We start from the raw sequence: 19723 nt of genomic DNA on the forward strand, positions 1-19723 counted from the left end.
CTTCAGCCAAACTTCTCCTTCAGCCACGCCTTCGGCAGCGCCGGCACGAAATTTCCGTCGCGTCCGGTCATATCGTCGTTGGCAACCACCGCGTTGAGGATTGCTTCCTCCACGGTCTGGATCACCGCATCGAAAAACGGATCGATATCGGTGTCCGGAATAAAATTGGCGCTGGCGATGCGGCCGGAGGGCGCCAGCGCTGCGCTCGCATTGGCGGTTGAGAAGGCGATAAAAATGTCGCCTGAGCTGTGATAGCCGAAGCCGCCGGTCATGGCGACGCCGAGCGGCACCCGGCGGGCCAGCCGCTTCATCTGATGCGGCAGGAACGGTGCGTCGGTGGCGACGACGGCAATGATCGAGCCCTTTTCAGCACGCGGTGTGCCTTCGCGGACCGCCGGCTCGACGAGTTCCGGCCCGACGCGCAGGCCGCGAATGGTGATATTGCGCCGTTTTCCAAAATTAGACTGCACGAAGGCGCCGACGGTGTAGGCACGGCCGTGCCATTCGACGATGCGCGATGCGGTGCCGGAGCCGGCCTTGAAGCCGAAAGTGATCATGCCGGTACCGCCGCCGACGCTGCCTTCCTCGATCGGTCCGCCGGCGGCGCCGTCGAGGGCCTGCGCAACATGCGCTGACGTCAAATGGTGACCGTTGATGTCGTTGAGGAAGCCGTCATAGGTCTCCGCCGCCACCGGCAGCCCCCAGCCGCTGTCGAGCGCTGCCGGCAGCACGCTTTGCATCCAGCGCAGCGTGCCGTCGCGTGAAACACCGCAGGAATGCGTGTTGGTGATGGTGATCGGGAAGTTGAAAGCCCCGGTTTCCTCGACGATGTGCGAGCCGGTCAGTTCGCCGTTTCCGTTCTGGCTGAAGATGCCGGCGAAGACCGGCGTGGCGAGGTCGGCGAGCGGCCTGGGCAGGATCGCGGTCACGCCGGTGCGCACTGGTCCCCCGCCGACGACAAGCGCGCCATCGCCCGAGATCAGCGTCGCATAGCCGACAGCCACGCCGGGCACGTCGGTGATCGCATTGAACGGTCCGGGCCGCCCGTCGAAGCCGATGCCGAAATTCCGCGCGCGCGGTTTGCCTGAGGGCGTTGTCAGATGATGCGGATTGTCGGTCATGGTGTCAGAACAGGGATCCCTGATTGCCAGGCTCTTTGGCCTTGGCCGCCGGCTTGGCCACGGCTTTCGGTTTTGCCGTGCCGCTGATCGCCACCGCATCGGCGGTGCCGTCGGCGAACTCGAGCGAAAGCGCCATTCCCGACGCCACATCGGCAGCCTGCTTGATCACCGCGCCATCCGCATCCCTCACCAGCGCAAAGCCGCGCGCCAGGACGGCCTTGTGCGACAGTGTTGCCATCAGCCTGTCGGCCTGGACGACGCGGCCGCGCAGGCGCTCCAGCCTGAGCACCACTGCTTGCGTGCCGCGTCTTGTCAAAGCTGTCAGCAAATCCCTCTGCACGCGTTGCCGCCGTGCCGTCGGCTCGATCGTGATGCGGCCTTGCAGCATGGTCAATTGCTGCTTGTGCCGCTGCAGCGATGCCCTGGCACATTTTGGCAATTGATCCGCCGCTCGGTTAAGCTCCGCACGCCGGGCTCTTGCCAACGTTCGCAATGCCCCTTGTGCTCGCAAAAGATTGCGTTCGTTGGTGCGCCGCGCCTCGGCAATGCGCTGCGACAGCATTGCCGGTGTCAGCTTTACGGCAAAAAACCTTGCACGCTTACGTTCGGTGGAGACCAACAGGCCCCGGCCGAGCCTGGATGTCGCCTCATCGAGGCGTCGGCGCGGCAGCGCCAGCAATTGGTCGGGCGAAGGCAGTGCGCGGGCCGCCGCACGAGCAGCCTGCCGTTTGCGCTCGAAATTGCGCAGGACCGCCGCTTTCAGCCGCGCACCGAGGCTGGCAAGCGTTGCTTCAAGGTCCGCCTTCACCGGCACAGCGATTTCGGCCGCACCCGTCGGCGTCGGCGCCCGCACATCGGCAACGAGGTCGATCAGCGTCCAGTCGGTCTCGTGGCCGACAGCCGAGATCACCGGAATGCCGGAAGCGGCAACCGCGCGGGCGAGCGCCTCGTCGTTGAAGCCCCAGAGGTCTTCGAGGCTGCCGCCGCCACGCGCCACGATCAACAGATCGGGACGCTGGATGGCGCCATCCCATGCCAGCGCGTTGAAGCCGTTGACCGCAGCAGTCACTTCCGCGCCTGACATCTCGCCCTGAACACGCACCGGCCAGACCAGGATGTGCAGCGGAAAGCGGTCCTTGATGCGGTGGATGATGTCTCGGATGACGGATCCTGTCGGCGAGGTGACGACGCCGATGATGCGCGGCATGAATGGCAGCAACCGCTTGCGGCCGGCATCGAACAGCCCCTCGGCCTGTAGCCGCCGCTTGCGCTCCTCCAGCAGCGCCATCAGCGCGCCGGCGCCGGCAGGCTCCAGATTGTCGATGACGATCTGGTAGTTGGACTTGCCGGGATAGGTGGTGAGCTTACCGGTGGCGATCACCTCCATGCCCTCTTCGGGACGGAATTTCAGCCGGCTCATCGTGCCTTTCCACACCACGGCGTCGAGCCGGGCGCGGTCGTCCTTCAGCGCGAAATAGGCATGACCTGAGGAATGCGGCCCGCGATAGCCTGATATTTCGCCACGCACCCGCACATTGCCGAAAACGTCCTCGACCGTGCGCTTCAGCGCGCCGGAAATCTCGCTCACCGTATATTCGGCGGCGTTGGTGCGTGATTCGGATGCTGCTTCGCTCATCGGCCGATTGGGGAACGGTTGGGCGCCCGCGTCAAGGCGGTTGCGTCGGGCCAGCCGTTCATAACCCGCATACCTGACCCTGCCTACCAGCCGGGCAGAATCTGGTTCGGCTTGGTTCGCCGCAGCTTGGTGAAGGCGAGTGCTGCGAAATCGAATGTCCCGGGGTCTTCGCCGACCGGGACGGAGATATTGTCCAGGCTTTCCGAAATATGGCGGGCGAGCGCATCGACGATCTCCGGCCGCGACGTCTGGCCGCGCATGATACCGATGCGGCAATCGGGCAGGGCGCCGAAGCCGTCGGCTTCGCTCAGCACCCGCATGCCGGGCCGCAGCGCGCATTCCGGCAGCACCGAGATCGCCAGCCCGGAAAGCACCGCGGCGGTGATGACGGTGGCCGAGAAACTGGTGAACAGGATGCGATAGTCGCGGTTCTGCTGGTCGAGCACATCGACGGCGGCGCGCCGCCAGATGCAGTTCGGCCGGCCAAAGGCCATCGGCAGCGTTTCCTGCTCATGCGTCGCATGGTTGGCCGAGGTGACCCACAGCAGCGGTTCGCGCCGCACCACCTCCGACTGGCCGCGTACGTCGTTGTGAGTCACCAGCGCGAGGTCGAGATTGCCGCGCTTGATATGCTCGACCAGCCCCGGCGTCGGCTCGCAGATGACGGTCAGTTCGACGCGCGGATTGGAGCGCGTGAACCGCGCCATGATCTCGGGCAGGAAACGATCGGCATAGTCGTCGGGCGTGCCGATGCGGATCGTGCCTTCGAGCCGCCGGTCATCGAAGGCAGCCAGCGTCTCACGGTTGAGATAGAGCAGCCGCCGCGCATAGGAGAGCAGCTTGTCGCCTTCCTCGGTCAGCCTGTTGGTGCGCCCGTCCTTTTCGAACAGCGGCTTGCCGAGCCGCTCCTCCAGACGGCGCATCTGCATCGAAACCGCCGACTGGGTCCGGTGCACCTCTTCGGCCGCCCTGGTGAAGCTGCCGGTATCGGCGATCGAGATGAAGGTCTGCAATTGATCGAGATCGAGCGGCGATTTCATCGACATGATCCATCACTAGTGTTGATGGTAAAGATTAGAAACATTCGTTGGATTAATCAATCACTCGATGGCAAATTGGTATTGTCCACATGAAGGCATGTGAATCGAAGCCGGAACGGCCGCTGTCGCCAGCGCCGATTGCAAGGCTTTGCCCGTTCGAGTCTGAAGGAGACCGACAATGACCACGTTCGATTTCGCCACCGAGACCTCGCGCATCACCTCGCGTCCGGCCGTTGCGACTCGCGTGGCCAACACCGTCTCCAACATCTATCGCGCCTGGAAAAACCGCCGCGCCTTTTATCGCCTTGGCGAGATGTCGGACGCCGAACTCGCCGATATCGGCCTGACGCGCGCCGACCTGCACGTCGCCATCGACGTGCCGTTTGGCCGCGACCCGACGGCGATGCTGCGCGAAATCGCCAGCGATCGCGTCGAAACGATCGAGGACATCGCCCGCAAGGTGGCCTGATCTGTTGCTTGTTGTTTAGGTCGTGAACCTTTTCGGGGTTCGACGCGACTGACGAGTATGCAGGCTCCCACTCCCTGCCGGATCCCCCCGGCCCGCCTGCACTCTGCCCGGTCCTCCCAGGACCGGGCTTTTCTCTTTCTACCTCAGCGAAGACCGCCTACCGCCGATCCATATCCCGCTTGAACTGGTCGAAGATCGTCTCCACGCCCTTCTGGTAGTCGTCACGCTGCTGGGCGCCGGTCTCGAACATCTTGCCGAACAGGTCGTCGAACGGATTCGTTGGCCTGCCGCTCGGATTGGCCTGTGGCTGCGGTGCCTGACGCTGCTGTGGGGGCGCTTGAGGCTGTTGCGGCGCCGGCTGTCCGCCAGGGATGCCGCCTAAGCCACCGCCACCTTGCCGCAGCATCTCCTCGAAGATTTTCCCCAGCGGATTGTCTCCGTAGGGGCTCTGTGTCTGCTGAGGCTGCGGCTGCGTCCGCCCTTGCGGCTGCGGCTGAGGCGCGCCACCGCCGAACATGTCCTGCAGCACCTTGCCGAGCGGATTGTCGCCGTAGGGATTAGGCTGCGGCTGCGGCTGGCTTTGCGGCTGTGGCTGAGGCGCACCGCCGCCGAACATGTCCTGCAACACCTTGCCGAGCGGATTGTCGATTGGATTCTGGGGCTGCGGCGCCTGGCGCGGCTGCGGCGCCGGGGCCTGCATGGCGCCGCCTTGGCGCATCATCTGCTCGATGATCTCGCCGAGCGGATTGTTGCCGCCGCCGCCAAAACCGCCGGCGGCCTGCATCTGATTTGTCGTCTGCTTGAACAGCCCGCCCATGACCATCGAGGCGATCGCCGGCAGCATCTGCTGCAGGATCTGCTGATTGACGCCGCTGGCTTGCGCCGCCTGGCTGGCCACGGCGCGAGACAGGTCTTTCGAGCCGAACAGGTGCCCGAGAATGCCGTTGCCCTCATCCACGCCTTGCGGCGAGAAGGCCCGGGTTGCGTCCTCGAAATACTTGGCGTGCTGGCCGCGGGCCATCGCCGCCATGAAGGCGCCGAGCCCGTAAGGGTCGGCGGTGTTGCGCTGCAGCCCTTGCGAAAAGGCCGGCAGCAACGCGGCGACCGCCGCTTGCGTCTGCTGCATCGAGAGCCCGTATTGCTGGGCAAGGGCCTGCATGCCGTTGCCGTTCTGGGCCTGCGTCAGCATGTCGAACAAGGAAGGCATTGGTCTCTCCTCCGGAAATCCTCGCCGAAGAAGCCTAGTTTGTTTCCACTTCCGATTGAAGCGACTTTTGCCGGCCGGTCAGCTTTGCCAAATCCGAGGGTTAATAGGCGTATTCCATGAAAACCGGCTCGATCGAGCCGCCCCAGCGCGTGTGGTAGGCCGATAGCATCTCCTCGGCGCTGGTGGTGCCGCGCGCCACGACTTCGTCCAACGTGTTGAGGAAGGAGGTCTCGTCGTAGCCGTCGCGGTTCTTCTTGCCACGGTTCTTCAGGCCCATGCGGGAAATGACCATCACGTCACGCGCGATCTCGCGCAGCGTGGTGTTGCGGAACGGTGCGGAAATGCCTTGTTCCGGCACGGCGTTGCGCATCGCCAGCGTTTCTTCATACGTCCAGCTCGAGGTCAGCGCCTCGGCGGCATCGAGTGCGGCCTCATCATAAAGCAATCCGACCCAGAAGGCCGGCAGCGCGCAGATGCGCCGCCATGGCCCGCCATCGGCGCCGCGCATCTCGAGGAAGCGCTTCAGCCGCACGTCCGGGAACAGCGTTGACAGATGGTTCGCCCAGTCGCCCATTGTCGGCAGCCCGTCCGGCACTGCATTGCGCGCGGCCCCGGCCATGAACTGGCGGAAGGTGATGTGGGTCATGTCGTGATAGCGGTCGTCCCGGATGACGAAATACATCGGCACGTCGAGCGCCCATTCGACATAGTCGGCAAAGCCGAAATCGGGCGAGAAGCAGAATTCGAGCAGGCCCGAGCGCTGGTTGTCGGTGTCGCGCCAGATGTCGCCGCGCCAGCTCTGCAAGCCGTTCGGGTGGCTTTCGGTGAAAGGCGAATTGGCGAACAATGCCGTCGACAGCGGCTGCAGCTTCAACGACACTTGCATCTTGCGGCGCATGTCGGCCTCGCTCTCGAAGTCGAGATTCACCTGGATCGTGCAGGTGCGGTACATCATGTCGAGGCCCTTGGTACCAACCTTGGGCATGTAGCGCGTCATGATCTCGTAGCGCGATTTCGGCATTTTCGGCGTCTCGGCCAGCGACCATTTCGGACTGCCGCCGAGGCCGAGGAAGCGGATGCCCATCGGCTCGGCGATCTCGCGCACCTGCGCCAGATGGGCGTTGCCCTCCCGGCAGGTCTGGTGGATCGTCTCCAGCGGTGCGCCGGAAAGCTCGAACTGGCCGCCGGGTTCCAGCGAAATCGCACCCTGACCGGTCGGTTCGACCAGGCCAATGATGCGGCCGTCATCGACGATCGGATCCCAGCCGAGCTTTGACTGCATGCCTTCGAGAATGGCGCGGATGCCGCGCTCGCCGCCATAGGGGACCGGTGCATTGCCGTCGACATAGAAGGGGAATTTCTCGTGCTCGGTGCCGATGCGCCATTTGTCGCGCGGCTTGTTGCCTTCGGCCAGATGCTCGACGAGTTCGTCGACACCTTCGATCGGGCGGAAATCGGTCGTATCGCGCGCCATTATGAACCCTCTGCACATGACCCCGAAAATCGGCTTTCGACTTTCGCTGGGGATCATGTGCCCCAATGGAATGCTACAGTGTCCTTTGCACGTCCGAAAGGCGGCGGGCGCTGTAGGACGATCGGACGATCGCCGGCGCTAAATGGACGAAATGTCAGCAGACGATCAAGCGAAAAATCCTGAGCCACAGGTCAACAGGAATTGAACGTGGCAGCGCTGCCCATTCCTTGCAAGAGGCGAGGTCTTACCAGTCTCCGACTGTCGCCTGCATCACCGCGAGCGCGGCCACCGCCGCCGTATCGGCGCGCAGGATACGCGGGCCGAGCGGAATGGCGGTGACGAAGGGCAGGGCGCGCAGCATCTTGCGCTCGTCGTCGGAAAAGCCACCCTCCGGCCCGACCAGCAGCCCAAGCTTCTTTTCCTTGACCGCCTGCAGCGCGGCCAGCGGATTGTTGGTCGAAGCATCCTCATCGCAGAAGATCAGCCGTCGCCCTGTGTCCCAGCCGATCAGCAGGCGGTCGAATTTTTCGGCTTCGTGCACCTGAGGTACCGCCAAGATGCCGCATTGTTCGGCGGCTTCGACGACATTGGCGCGCAGGCGATCGATCGACGGCTTGGCCACTTGCGTGTGCTGGGTGATGACCGGCTGCAGGATGCCGGCGCCCATCTCGACCGCCTTCTGCACGAGATAGTCGAGCCGGCCCTGCTTCAGTGGCGCAAAGCAGTAGACGAGATCGGGCAGCGGCGGCTGCGGCCGCTGCAGCGCCGACACCTTCAGCCGCACCGCCCTTTTCGTCTTCGCCGCGATGGCCGCCGACCACTCGCCGTCGCGGCCATTGAACACCAGGATTTCGGCGCCTTCGCCAAGCCGCAGCACATGCCGGAGATAGTGGCTCTGCTGTTGGCCGGCTTCGAACTCTACATCCGGCGCGAGATCGTCGGGCACGAACAGACGTTGCATCTTGTAATTGGCGCGCATCGCCGAGGAATGAGCGAGCCGGCTGCCGGCGTCAAGCCTCGGCGGTCGGATGCCACACCGGCCGAAAGCCATGCCGCAGCACGGCGAGCGTTGTGGCCGGCGTCAGCAGCGAGAGTGTCTTGCCGTTGAGCAGGCCGAAATCGCCGGGATGCTCATACCCGGCAAACGACCAGCGCAGCGTCTTGCCCCGACGCAAAGCATAAACCGTGGCGCCATCCGCGACCATGGCGCCGTCGGGCAGCCGGGCAAGGTCTTCAACAGCAACCCCTGGCGGCCTGCCACCCGAAGCCAGCCGCTCCTTGTGCAGCTGCTTGTCGACCATCGGCGCACGCGGTTCGGCAATGCCGAAGGCTTCGCCGAAGCGGCCGACGAAATCCCTGGCCCGTTCGCGCTGGCAAAAGAAGCAGGGGCGATGCCCGGCCGCCAGTGCCGTTACTTCGTCGAGGAAGAACAGCTCGGTCCAGCCCGCTTTGCCGCCCTTCCGGTTGCGGCCCATCGGTTCGCGCCGCACATTGCGGAATTGGCAGACGCAGATGATCCAGGCCTGAAGCGCCCAGCGCTTTTTCTTGAGCGTCTTCGTCTCGGGGTCGTGGATGATGCCGCGATTGCCGGTGAACAGGCCGCGATCAGGCACGGCGTGGATGGTACCGAACGGATCGACCCGGTTCTGCAGTGGCATAGTTTTCTCTCCGGACACGCATCTTGGCTGCAATGCGAGCGGCATGGTATCGCTGGTCGCATCTTTTTCATGTCAGCAGGGTTTTGTGATGCGGGTGCTGGTGGTCCAGAACTACGACAATACCGGCCTTGGCCAGGTCGGCGCAGCACTTGCGGAAGCGGGTGCCGATCTCGACCTGCGTCTCCCTTACAGGGGCGATCCCCTGCCGGATGACGCGGCCGGGCATGATGCCATGGTGGTGCTCGGCGGGGGCCAGAATGCGCTGGCCGACGATGAGTACCCCTATTTCCCGGCACTGCTCGAACTGACCCGCGACTTTGCCGACAAGGATCGCGCCGTGCTCGGCATCTGCCTCGGCAGCCAGCTCGTCGCCCGTGCCTTCGGCGGCGAAAACCGCATCGGCGGCGCCAATGAGTTCGGTTGGCGCGGCGTATCGCTGACGGCGGACGCCAAGGCCGATCCGGTGCTGGGCGCGCTGCCGGCAAAATTCCCGATCTTCCAGTGGCATGACGACACGTTCGTTTTGCCCGAAACCGCCGTGCGGCTCGCCGGCAACGATGTCGCCGAGAACCAGGCGTTTCGCGTCGGCCGCGCCGTCTATGGCTTCCAGTTCCATTTCGAGGCCGACCGGCCGATGGTCAAGGACTGGAGCACGTCCTTTGCCCCGACCATCGCCGCGCGCCATCCCGACTGGGCCGGCAAGCTCGATGGCGAAATGGCTCGCAACGGACCCGATGCGGATGCCGCTGGCCTCGCCATTGCCCGTGCCTGGGTAGCGACCATCTGAGCGTTGGTCTCTCCGTACCCTCCAGCGTGACATAATTGGCACGCGGCGGTGAAACCGCCTGGGGAAAACCGTTTCATTCTTGGCTTGTGTCCGCCCGCCATCCTAGAAGGCGCGCGCTCTGCATCTTCTGTGCAACGGTTATGAACCTTTTGTGTGACCCCCGCGACACACCGTTGATACAGAACATGCCTAGAAGCGCAAAATCGTCGAAACTTTGAAGCGAATTCTCCGTTTCAACGCATTGGTAACCGCCTGGTGCACAGATGCAGAAAGCTCAACAAGAGATGACCTCCGTGAAAGCAGCGCTTCTGTCCTTTGCCATGTTGTCCGCCATCGTGCTGTGCGGTCTCGGCATCTATGCCGCCGACGCAGCCAACAACCACAATGCCGTAGACGGTTACGGCGTCACCGCCTCGCTGCGCTAAAGGCGGGAAGCGCCTTTCGCGTCCTCCGACGCGCGACGCTCAAGCTTCCTTGATCGTCATTGTCAGGATGCGTTTATCCGCGCCGTCGACGACGAGCGCGCTCAGCATGCCTGATTGCCAGGCAAGCGTGTCGACATTGACGCGGTTGGCCATCACTTCCGCCTCCGGCACCGGGGTGTGGCCGTGCACCACGATCTTCGGATAGAGGTCGGTGTGGTTGTGGAAGACGTCGCGGATCCAGATCAGGTCCTGTGGGTTTTGCTTCTCCAGAGGATTACCCGGCCTGATGCCGGCATGACAGAAGAAGAAGTCCCCGAAAATCGCGGAGAACGGCAGCGATCGCAGGAAGTCGATGTGGCTTTGCGGTACGGCCTCGACCAGGGCCTGATGTCCTTTGCGCACGGCCGATTCGGCTTTGCCGAACCACACGCTTGTGCCTTCACTGATCGCCACGCCGTAGGACTGTGCCGTCTGGATGCCGCCGAACCGGATGAAAAGCCCTTCCGGGTCAGGGGTCTTGAGAAAGTCGAGAAAACCGATGTCGTGGTTGCCGGCCAGCATCAGGTGACGAGGGTCGCGCTCTTGCGCTTCGATCAGGAAATCGATGACGCCCTTCGAGTCCGGCCCGCGGTCGACATAGTCGCCAAGATGGATGATGCGCCAGTCGGCAGGCGCCTCCTGCTCGATCTCGGCCCTGATGCGCAGATGCATGGCGGCCAGCAGGTCGAGCCGGCCGTGGACGTCGCCGATCGCGTAAAGACGCACACCTTCCGGCCCATGCGCGTCGAGAAAATGGATGCCGGGTTCTGCCAATTTTTCGGTGTCTCCGTGGTCACGCGGTCACGGGCTTAGCGCCGGAGCTGGTCCTTGCCCATGTCGGTGACAAGACGCTTTCCGCACAGCGCCAGCGTGATGTCCATCTCCTTGCGGATGATTTCCAACGCCTTGGTAACCCCTTCCTTGCCAAGTGCACCCAGGCCGTAAAGAAATGGCCGGCCGATATAGGTTCCCTTGGCACCGAGGCAAAGCGCCTTCAGCACATCCTGGCCGGAGCGGATGCCGCCATCCATATGCACTTCGATCGTGTCGCCGACCGCGTCGGCAATCTCTTCCAGCACGCCGATCGACGACGACGCACCATCGAGCTGGCGCCCGCCATGGTTGGAAACGATGATCGCGTCGGCGCCGGTCTTGGCCGCCATCAGCGCGTCCTCCTTGTCGAGAATGCCCTTGAGAATCAGCTTGCCGCCCCAGCGCTCCTTGATCCAGGCGACGTCCTTCCACGACAGATGCGGGTCGAACTGCTCCGTCGTCCACGATGCCAGCGAGGCCATGTTGCCGACGCCCTTGGCGTGGCCGACAATGTTGCGGAAGGTTCGCCGCTTCGTGCCGGCCATGGCGGCGCACCAGTGCGGGCGGATGGCCATGTCGACGATGTTCGTCAGCGTCAGCTTGGGTGGCGCCGAAAGCCCGTTGCGGATGTCCTTGTGGCGCTGACCGAGAATCTGCAGGTCGAGCGTCAGCACGAGCGCCGAGCATTTCGCCGCCTTTGCCCTGTCGATCAGGTTGAGCACGAAATCCTTGTCACGCAGCACATAGAGCTGAAACCAGAACGGCTTCGTGGTTACCGAGGCGACATCCTCGATCGAGCAGATGCTCATCGTCGACAAGGTAAACGGCACGCCGAATTCCTCCGCAGCCTGAGCCGCCAGCATCTCGCCATTGGCGTGCTGCATGCCGGTCATGCCGGTTGGCGCCAATGCCACCGGCATCGACACTTTTTCGCCGATCATCGTCGATGCCAGCGAACGGTTGTCCATGTCGACGAGCACGCGCTGGCGGAACTTGATCTTCTGGAAGTCCTCTTCGTTGGCCCGATACGTGCCTTCGGTCCACGAACCGGAATCGGCATAGTCGAAGAACATCTTCGGCACGCGCCGGCGGGCGAGGTCCTTGAGGTCGGCGATGGTCAGGATCTGGCTCATGGGCTTCCCGTCTCGATAGCTAGGAGCGTTTGCGTGCTGGTTCTGTATCGGTGGCGTCGACGCGCTGTTTCAACCTCAGCCGCGAGACGCGCTGCCAGTCGCCGCTGCGCTCGGCCTCCGCCATCGACCGTTCGACATAGGTGATGTGGTCCATCGCCGCTTGCCGGGCAGCATCCGGATCGCCGGCCTTCACCGCCGCATGGATCGCGCGGTGCTGCGCGAGCAGGGCGTCGCGCGCGCCGGGCACGCTGAACACCAGCAGCCGGTTCTGGAACACGCCCTCCGACAACAGCCGGTAACAGGAGCGCAGCGTGTGCAAAAGGATGATGTTGTGCGCGCATTCGCAGATCGCGTGGTGGAACTCGACATCGATCTCGGCTTCGTCGTCGAAGTCGCCGGTCCGGTGCGCATCGTCCATGCGTGCCATGATCTTGTCGAGCAGCGCCATGTCGTCCGCAGTGGCGCGCCGTGCCGCGTATTCAGCCGCGACCCCTTCGATCTCGCGGCGGTATTCCAGATAATCGGTCACTGCCTTGCGGTGCATCGAGATCAGGTCCGTCACCGGCTTGGTGAAAAGCTGGCCGATGACATCGGCGACATGCGTGCCGCCGCCGGGCCTTGTCGTCAAAAGGCCGCGTCCTTCCAGTGCCTTCAGGGCGTCACGCAGGATCGGCCGGGATACGTCGAACTGGCGTGCAAGCTCGCGCTCGCCCGGCAGCCGGTCGCCGGTGCGCAGCACGCCTTCGAGGATGAGGCTCTCGATCTGCTGCACCACCTCGTCGGCGGTGCGCGAATGCTCGATCCTGGAAAAAATGTCGCTCAACAGAATGCCTGGAAGGTGAACCGGTGTCGCAGAATAGAGCCTGCCTCGCCAACTGGTCAAATTATTTATCCAATTGACAAAAGCGTGCCGATTTTTCGCCCTGATGCCATCATCTTCGGCTAACTTTGCTGTTTGCGTCATAAGGCCATTGGCACTAGAGGGACGCACGTGCAAGAGGGTTCAAGGAACCCAGGGAACAAGCCGTGTCAGACGACCCGTCCGATCTCGAATTCCAGCCGCGCGCCAAGGGCAGCGTCATGGGCTTTCCCGCGCATGAGGGGCGGCCCGGCGCACTCGGCGAGGTTCATGCCCGGCCGCATCCGCTGATCGAAAAGCCACGCGTCCTGATGCAACTCGCCTTCATGACGGAGGGTGGCTCCGGCGTCGACCACGCGGTGCTTTCCGAACTGTCGCGGCGCCTCGGCATCGCCGCGCCCGACCGCCAGGCCCGCCACCATGCCATGAAATGGGGCAAGGGCTCGCTGCGCTGGGAGCGGCACACCGAATTCTCGACCTATTTGTGGGAAGGGCCGCTTTCCGAAAGCGGCAGGACGCAGGAGGACTCACCCTTCGGCAACGGGTTTTCGCCGCCGGGAACCTGCATCTCCGGCATCAGGCTCGAAATCCGCAAATGGACGCAAGCGAGCGAGCAACTGATAGCCGGTTTCGACCCGACCAGTCTGTGCTACTCGCTGGTCGAGCGCGGAAACGCCGCCATCGTCACCGATTTTCGCCAGGATGGCGATGGCCTGACGCGCATGCTGCTGCTCGATCGCGGTTTGACCCCGGCGCGCACCGGCGCGTTGTCGCAGCGGCTTATCGACATCGAAACCTATCGGACGCTGGCCATGCTCGGCCTGCCGCTGGCGTTGACCTTGTCCGGCCGCGCCCGCCGCATCGAAGACCGGCTGGCGCAGACCACGCTGGAGATGAAGGTCGCCGGGACACGCGACAGCCAGACCTTGCTGGCCGATCTGACCGAACTTGCGGCGGAGCTGGAGGCGGACGCGGCATCGAGCCTTTACCGCTTCGGCGCCAGCCGCGCTTATGACGGCATCGTCGGCGAACGGCTGGAGGCGCTCGAGGAAGAGGCTGTGCCCGGTTATGACACATGGCGCGGGTTCCTGCAGCGCCGTGTGGCACCCGCAATGCGCACCTGCCGCTCGGTCGAGGAGCGGCAGGAAAATCTGTCGCGAAAACTGACCCGCGCCACGACGCTGCTGCGCACCTGGGTCGATGTCGAGGTCGAGAAGCAGAACCGCGACCTGCTTGCCTCGATGAACAACCGCGCCCGCCTGCAACTGCGCCTGCAGCAGACCGTCGAGGGGCTCTCGGTCGCCGCCGTCTCCTATTATGTGGTCGGCCTTGTCGGCTATGTCGCCAAGGGCGCCTCGATCTTCGGCCATGCCTTCGCGCCGGAGATCGTTACCGCTGCTTCGGTGCCTGTCGCCATCCTGCTGGTCTCGTGGGGCGTACGCCGTGTGCGCCGGATGCATTCCGAGCCCGGCAAGCCGCCCGGCGAATAGATCTGCTCACCCTCCCCTTGTGGGGAGGGTCGGCTCATGATCGCAGCGAAGCGAAGATCGTGAGACGGGGTGGTGGTCCTCGTAGAGCGCCGCGCGGACCCCCACCCCGCTCGCTTCGTTCGCGACCCTCCCCACAAGGGGAGGGTGAGAGAGCGGCAGATTGCCGCTGAGGAAGCTTGCCTCAGCCTTGAAGCGGATTCCCGCCGCCACAGGATTTGCACCCAACGCGCTTCACTGGTAAAAGATTTTGACCAGTCAAGCGAAATGAGGCTGCTGATGTCCGGCTTGGCCATGCCGAAACCAGACGACGCCACGATGCGCCGGCGCGACGAGATCGTCGCCGACATGCGCATCATCGTGCCGGGTGAGGGCGTCGTCGACGCCGCCAATTCCATGCGCGCCTTCGAGAGCGACGGCCTGACCGCCTATCGGCAGCTGCCGCTGGTTGTCGTGCTGCCGCAAACGGTGGCGCAGGTTTCGCGCGTGCTGAAATACTGCAACGACCGCAACATCCGCGTCGTGCCGCGCGGCTCCGGCACCTCGCTGTCGGGCGGCGCGCTGCCGCTCGAGGACGCGGTGCTTTTGGTCATGAGCCGCTTCAACCGCATCCTCGGGATCGATTTCCCCAATCGCGTCGTCGTTGCCCAGCCGGGCGTCACCAATCTCGGCATCACCACCGCCGTCGAGCAGGAGGGCTTTTACTACGCCCCCGATCCATCCTCCCAGATCGCCTGCTCGATCGGCGGCAATGTCGCGGAGAATTCCGGCGGCGTGCACTGCCTGAAATACGGCCTAACCGCCAACAATGTGCTCGGCATCGAGATGGTGCTGATGAATGGCGAAGTGGTGCGGCTGGGGGGCAGTCACCTTGATGCGGAAGGCTACGACCTGCTCGGCGTCATGACCGGCTCCGAAGGGCTGCTCGGCGTCGTCACCGAGGTTACCGTACGCATCCTGAAGAAACCGGAGACGGCACGTGCACTGCTGATCGGCTTCCCGACCAGCGAGCAGGGCGGCCAGTGCGTCGCCGACATCATCGGCGCCGGCATCATCCCGGGCGGCATGGAGATGATGGACCGGCCGGCGATCCATGCGGCGGAAGATTTCGTTCATGCCGGCTATCCCCTCGATGTCGAGGCGCTGCTGATCGTCGAGCTCGACGGCCCCGGCGTCGAGGTCGATCATCTGATCGGGCTGGTCGAGGCGATCGCCTACAAGAACGGCTCGACCACCTGCCGCATTTCGCAGTCCGAACAGGAACGGCTGAGCTTCTGGGCCGGCCGCAAGGCGGCGTTTCCGGCGGTCGGCCGCATCTCGCCCGATTACTACTGCATGGACGGCACCATCCCGCGCAAGGAGCTGCCGCGCGTGCTCGCCGGCATGCGCGAGCTGTCGGAAAAATACGGTCTCGGCGTCGCCAATGTCTTTCATGCCGGCGACGGCAATCTGCATCCGCTGATCCTCTACGATGCCAACGTACCGGGCGAACTCGACAAGGCCGAAAGCTTCGGCGCCGACATATTGCGGCTCTGCGTCAAGGTCGGCGGCGTCTTGACCGGCGAACACGGTGTGGGCGTGGAAAAACGCGACTTGATGCCGGAAATGTTCACCCAGATCGATCTCGACCAGCAGATGCGGGTCAAATGTGCCTTCGATCCCAACCATCTGCTCAACCCGGGAAAAGTGTTCCCGCAGCTGCGGCGATGCGCCGAGCTTGGGCGGATGCACATTTCCGGCGGCAAACTGCCGTTCCCGGACATTCCGAGGTTTTGAGTGGACATGTCGGCGCTTGAACACCCCCCTCTGTCCTGCCGGACATCTCCCCCGCAAGGGGGGAGATTGGCTATCATCGCGGCTTTCGCCAACTGCCGGCGTTGGAAGACAGATGCGACGTTGAAGTTGCCGATCTCCCCCCTTGCGGGGGAGATGTCCGGCAGGACAGAGGGGGGTGTGAAGGATCGCGACGCCTCCGCATCTGTCGATGGGGCGTCGATCTCATGACCACCTTCACCCCGACCACCTCATCCGAAGTCCCCTCCACCGTCGCCTGGGCAGCGGCGGAAGGCTCGCCGCTGGAAATCCTCGGCCACGGCTCCAAGCGTGGCATCGGCCGGCCGCTGCAAACCGAACACACGCTCGACTTGTCGAAACTCTCTGGCGTCACGCTCTATGAACCGGCTGAACTGGTGCTGTCGGCAAAAGCCGGCACACCGCTGGCCGAGATCGAAAAGCTGCTGGCGGAAAACGGCCAGCAGCTTGCCTTCGAGCCGATGGACTACGGCCCACTGCTCGGCGGCGAAGCTGGCAAAGGCACAATCGGCGGCGTGCTCGCCGCAAACCTCTCCGGGCCGCGCCGGCTGAAGGCGGGCGCGGCGCGCGATCATATCCTGGGCATCAATGTGGTGTCCGGGCGCGGCGAGGCCTTCAAGTCGGGCGGTCGCGTGGTCAAGAACGTCACCGGCTATGACATGTCCAAGCTGATGGCCAACAGCTGGGGCACGCTGGCCGCCTTCACCGACGTCACCTTCAAGGTGCTGCCGGCCGCCGAGACCGAAGTCACGCTCGCCATCCGTGGCTTGCTCGACGATGCCGCTGCCGCCGCCATGGCCCTGGCGCTCGGTTCAAGCGCGGAAGTGTCGAGTGCCGCGCACCTGCCGGAGCGCATCGCTGCACGGGTCGCTGGCAGCGCGCTCGGCAGCGACGCTGCCACGCTGCTGCGTGTCGAGGGTTTTGGCCCGTCAGTCGCCTACCGCATCACCGCGCTGAAAACGCTGCTCGGCAAGGCCGGGCCGCTGCAGGAGATTGCCGGTGAGGCTTCACGGCTGATCTGGCGCGATGTGCGCGATTGCAGGCCTTTCGCCGACAACGGCGAGAAACCGGTCTGGCGCGTGTCGATGACGCCGGGCGAGGGCCACCAGATGGTCCTGACGCTGCGCATGCAGGCCGCCGTCAGCGCCTTCTATGACTGGCAGGGCGGGCTGGTGTGGCTGCGCATGGAAGAGGGCGATCCGGAAGCTGCTTTGCTGCGCGGGCTGTCGAGGAAACATGGCGGCGGCCATGCGACGCTGGTGCGTGCCGCACCTTCGCATCGTGCTGCTGTGCCGGTGTTCGAGCCGCAGCCGCCGGCGCTTGCCGCACTAGCGGCGCGCCTGAAACAGGAATTCGACCCGAAGAATATCCTCAATCCCGGCCGAATGGCCTAGGACATCAGCGATGCAGACCAATTTTTCGCTTGCCCAGCTTGCCGATCCGCATGTCGCGGAATCGGAAAAGATCCTGCGCAAATGCGTGCATTGCGGCTTCTGCACCGCTACCTGCCCGACCTATGTGACGCTTGGCAACGAGCTCGATTCACCGCGCGGGCGCATCTACCTGATCAAGGACATGCTGGAGAACGGCCGTCCGGCCGACAAGGAGATCGTCACCCATATCGATCGCTGCCTGTCGTGCCTTGCCTGCATGACCACCTGCCCGTCGGGCGTCAACTACATGCATCTGGTCGACCATGCCCGCGCCCATATCCAGGAGACCTACAAGCGGCCGCTGCTCGACCGCCTGACCCGCGCCATGCTGGCCTTCGTGCTGCCCTACCCCCAGCGTTTTCGCGCGGCGCTCAAGCTGGCGAAGCTGGGCAAGCCCTTCATAGGCTTGTTCGACAAGGTTCCGGCGCTGAAACCGCTCAGTGCGATGCTCAAGCTGGCGCCGGCCTCGATCCCGACAGCATCGTCGATAGCTTCACCTGGCATCCATGCCGGGCAGGGGAGCAAAAGAGGCCGCGTCGCCATCCTCACCGGCTGTGCGCAATCGGTGCTCGATCCCGCCATCAACGAGACGACGATTTCGCTGCTGACGCGGCTCGGCGTCGAGGTCGTGGTGCCACCGGGCGAAGGCTGCTGCGGCGCGCTGGTGCATCATATGGGGCGCGAGCAAGCCGCCCTTGCCTCGGCGAGACAAAATGTCAACGCCTGGACGTGGGCGATCGACCAGGGTGGGCTCGATGCTATCGTCATCACCGCGTCCGGCTGCGGCACGACGATCAAGGATTACGGCTTCATGTTGCGGCTCGACCCGGCCTATGCCGACAAGGCGGCGCGCGTTTCGGCGCTGGCCATGGACATTACCGAATATCTCTCGACCTTCGACCTGCCTGAACCGGTGCGCAAGCCGGGCACGGTCGTCGCCTATCACTCGGCCTGTTCGATGCAGCACGGCCAGAAGATCACCCGCCAGCCGAAGGAGCTGCTGGCCAAGGCCGGCTTCATCGTGCGCGAGCCGCGCGAAGGGCATTTGTGCTGCGGTTCGGCCGGCACCTACAACATCCTGCAGTCCGAAATCTCGGCCAAACTGCGCGACCGCAAGGTGACAAACATCGAGGCGACGGGGGCTTCGATCGTCGCCACCGGCAACATCGGCTGCATCACCCAGATCGCTTCCGCCGCCAAGCTGCCGGTGGTGCACACGATAAAACTGCTCGACTGGGCCTATGGCGGACCGATGCCGGAAGGCGTTCGGGGAGAGAACCTCATCGCCGCGGAGTAGGGCGCCGCGCTTACTCCGCCGCGAGCCTGTCCGCCGTACCGTAGGTCGCCTCATAAAGCGCACGCTGGCGGCTGAGCGCCACCATGGTGTTGCGCAGCAGGATGGCGACCGTAATCGGGCCGACGCCGCCCGGCACCGGGGTGATCCAGGAGGCGACCTCGCGCACGCTTTCGGTGTCGACGTCGCCGACGATGCGGCTTGAGCCGTCGGGGCCGATTTCGGAATTGATGCCGATGTCGATGACGGCCGCACCCGGCTTGACCATGTCGGCCTTGATCAGCCGCGGCTTGCCAACGGCGACGAACAGCGCATCGGCACGTCGCGCATGGGCGGCGACCGACCGCGTCATGTGGTGGCACACGGTCACCGTCGCGCCTTCGCTCATCAACAGGAAGGCGATCGGCTTGCCGACGATTTCCGAATGGCCGACGATGACGACTTCCAGTCCCTTGAGGTCGAGGCCGGTTTCCTTGAGCAGTTCGACCGAGGCCGCCGCCGTGCAAGGCGCGAGATCGAGCTGGTTGTAGACGATGTTGCCGATCGAGGCCGGATGCATGCCTTCGACATCCTTGAGCGGATGCACCGCCGCCTGCAGCGTCCTGATAGGGATATGCACTGGGACCGGCCGCTGGATGATGATGCCGGTAACGCGCGGATCGGCGTTCAGGCCGTGAATGGCCGCTTCCAACTCGCCTGCCGTGATGGTGGCGGGAAAGCGCCGTTCCTCGAAATCGATGCCGGCGAGCTCAGCCTTGGCGCGCTGGTTGCGCACATAAACATCCACCGCATCGGTGTCGCCGACGGTGATCGAGATCAGCTTGGGGGGAAAGCCCTCGGCTTTGGCGATCGCGGCGTCCTCGCGAACGGCGGCGATGATGCGCTGGGCGACCGGGCCGCCCTTGAGATAACGGCTGTCTTCGGACAGGGGCATGGGTGAACTCTTTTGTGGAACTAGCCACCGAGATAGCAAAAGAATGCGGCAAAGGGCAGCATGAAAGCGAACCGCTATGCCCGTTGCGCGACGCGTGGGTGA

Annotated in this window: 18 protein-coding genes; 7 read left to right on the forward strand and 11 right to left on the reverse strand. The window is 64.2% G+C overall.

Annotation, left to right across the window (positions count from 1 at the left end; translation table 11 throughout):
• Positions 1 to 2: 2 nt before the first annotated feature.
• From NKJ00_RS00780 to NKJ00_RS00790, 3 genes are all read right to left on the reverse strand, one after another.
• Positions 3 to 1121, reverse strand: coding sequence for a DmpA family aminopeptidase (locus tag NKJ00_RS00780; RefSeq protein WP_352440708.1), 1119 nt, complete (start codon positions 1119 to 1121; stop codon positions 3 to 5).
• A 4-nt stretch (positions 1122 to 1125) separates the two neighbouring features.
• The gene (xseA, locus tag NKJ00_RS00785; protein ID WP_352440707.1) at positions 1126 to 2757 is read right to left on the reverse strand and encodes an exodeoxyribonuclease VII large subunit; all 1632 of its coding nucleotides are present in this window, start codon (positions 2755 to 2757) and stop codon (positions 1126 to 1128) included.
• Positions 2758 to 2840: 83 nt separating this feature from the next.
• A complete protein-coding gene (locus NKJ00_RS00790; RefSeq protein ID WP_027035580.1) occupies positions 2841 to 3797 on the reverse strand; it encodes a LysR substrate-binding domain-containing protein in 957 nt (318 codons plus the stop codon).
• A 178-nt stretch (positions 3798 to 3975) separates the two neighbouring features.
• On the opposite strand from NKJ00_RS00790, the gene NKJ00_RS00795 reads away from it, so the two are divergent.
• Positions 3976 to 4266: a DUF1127 domain-containing protein gene (locus NKJ00_RS00795; protein WP_127254768.1), complete on the forward strand. Its 291-nt coding sequence runs from the start codon at positions 3976 to 3978 to the stop codon at positions 4264 to 4266.
• A 157-nt stretch (positions 4267 to 4423) separates the two neighbouring features.
• Here NKJ00_RS00795 and NKJ00_RS00800 read toward each other — a convergent pair whose 3' ends face one another.
• The 4 genes from NKJ00_RS00800 to NKJ00_RS00815 all read right to left on the reverse strand — a co-directional run bounded on the left by NKJ00_RS00800 (position 4424) and on the right by NKJ00_RS00815 (position 8605).
• Positions 4424 to 5473, reverse strand: a complete 1050-nt coding sequence (locus NKJ00_RS00800; RefSeq protein WP_352610036.1) for a DUF937 domain-containing protein — start codon at positions 5471 to 5473, stop codon at positions 4424 to 4426.
• A 100-nt stretch (positions 5474 to 5573) separates the two neighbouring features.
• The gene (locus NKJ00_RS00805) at positions 5574 to 6947 is read right to left on the reverse strand and encodes a glutamate--cysteine ligase (RefSeq protein ID WP_352440705.1); all 1374 of its coding nucleotides are present in this window, start codon (positions 6945 to 6947) and stop codon (positions 5574 to 5576) included.
• Between the two features lie 244 nt (positions 6948 to 7191).
• Positions 7192 to 7926: a 16S rRNA (uracil(1498)-N(3))-methyltransferase gene (locus tag NKJ00_RS00810; protein WP_352628742.1), complete on the reverse strand. Its 735-nt coding sequence runs from the start codon at positions 7924 to 7926 to the stop codon at positions 7192 to 7194.
• 31 nt (positions 7927 to 7957) lie between these two features.
• Positions 7958 to 8605: a hypothetical protein gene (locus NKJ00_RS00815; RefSeq protein WP_352628366.1), complete on the reverse strand. Its 648-nt coding sequence runs from the start codon at positions 8603 to 8605 to the stop codon at positions 7958 to 7960.
• A gap of 88 nt (positions 8606 to 8693) precedes the next feature.
• Here NKJ00_RS00815 and NKJ00_RS00820 point away from each other — a divergent pair, with 88 nt between their 5' ends.
• Entirely contained in the window at positions 8694 to 9392 is a 699-nt protein-coding gene (locus tag NKJ00_RS00820; RefSeq protein WP_352628368.1) for a type 1 glutamine amidotransferase, read from the forward strand.
• 293 nt (positions 9393 to 9685) lie between these two features.
• Positions 9686 to 9817, forward strand: a complete 132-nt coding sequence (locus NKJ00_RS00825) for a hypothetical protein (protein ID WP_013893872.1) — start codon at positions 9686 to 9688, stop codon at positions 9815 to 9817.
• Positions 9818 to 9856: 39 nt separating this feature from the next.
• On the opposite strand, the gene NKJ00_RS00830 is transcribed toward NKJ00_RS00825, so the two are convergent.
• The 3 genes from NKJ00_RS00830 to NKJ00_RS00840 are packed head-to-tail and all read right to left on the reverse strand — an operon-like array spanning position 9857 to position 12625.
• The gene (locus tag NKJ00_RS00830) at positions 9857 to 10630 is read right to left on the reverse strand and encodes a metallophosphoesterase family protein (protein WP_352440702.1); all 774 of its coding nucleotides are present in this window, start codon (positions 10628 to 10630) and stop codon (positions 9857 to 9859) included.
• A gap of 35 nt (positions 10631 to 10665) precedes the next feature.
• Positions 10666 to 11802: an alpha-hydroxy acid oxidase gene (locus tag NKJ00_RS00835; protein WP_127254774.1), complete on the reverse strand. Its 1137-nt coding sequence runs from the start codon at positions 11800 to 11802 to the stop codon at positions 10666 to 10668.
• A gap of 19 nt (positions 11803 to 11821) precedes the next feature.
• Complete coding sequence (locus NKJ00_RS00840) at positions 11822 to 12625, reverse strand: FadR/GntR family transcriptional regulator (protein ID WP_023809029.1); 804 nt, start codon at positions 12623 to 12625, stop codon at positions 11822 to 11824.
• 203 nt (positions 12626 to 12828) lie between these two features.
• On the opposite strand from NKJ00_RS00840, the gene NKJ00_RS00845 reads away from it, so the two are divergent.
• From NKJ00_RS00845 to glcF, 4 genes are all read left to right on the forward strand, one after another.
• The gene (locus NKJ00_RS00845; protein WP_352628370.1) at positions 12829 to 14151 is read left to right on the forward strand and encodes a DUF3422 family protein; all 1323 of its coding nucleotides are present in this window, start codon (positions 12829 to 12831) and stop codon (positions 14149 to 14151) included.
• Between the two features lie 276 nt (positions 14152 to 14427).
• Positions 14428 to 15924, forward strand: coding sequence for an FAD-linked oxidase C-terminal domain-containing protein (locus tag NKJ00_RS00850; RefSeq protein WP_023809027.1), 1497 nt, complete (start codon positions 14428 to 14430; stop codon positions 15922 to 15924).
• A gap of 224 nt (positions 15925 to 16148) precedes the next feature.
• A complete protein-coding gene (locus tag NKJ00_RS00855) occupies positions 16149 to 17354 on the forward strand; it encodes an FAD-binding protein (RefSeq protein ID WP_352628372.1) in 1206 nt (401 codons plus the stop codon).
• Between the two features lie 10 nt (positions 17355 to 17364).
• Positions 17365 to 18690, forward strand: coding sequence for a glycolate oxidase subunit GlcF (glcF, locus tag NKJ00_RS00860; RefSeq protein WP_352628374.1), 1326 nt, complete (start codon positions 17365 to 17367; stop codon positions 18688 to 18690).
• Between the two features lie 10 nt (positions 18691 to 18700).
• On the opposite strand, the gene NKJ00_RS00865 is transcribed toward glcF, so the two are convergent.
• Entirely contained in the window at positions 18701 to 19621 is a 921-nt protein-coding gene (locus NKJ00_RS00865) for a bifunctional 5,10-methylenetetrahydrofolate dehydrogenase/5,10-methenyltetrahydrofolate cyclohydrolase (protein WP_127292743.1), read from the reverse strand.
• Positions 19622 to 19723 lie beyond the last annotated feature (102 nt).

Source organism: Mesorhizobium sp. M0227, from assembly GCF_040321855.1.
In the GTDB taxonomy this organism is placed as follows: Bacteria; Pseudomonadota; Alphaproteobacteria; order Rhizobiales; family Rhizobiaceae; genus Mesorhizobium.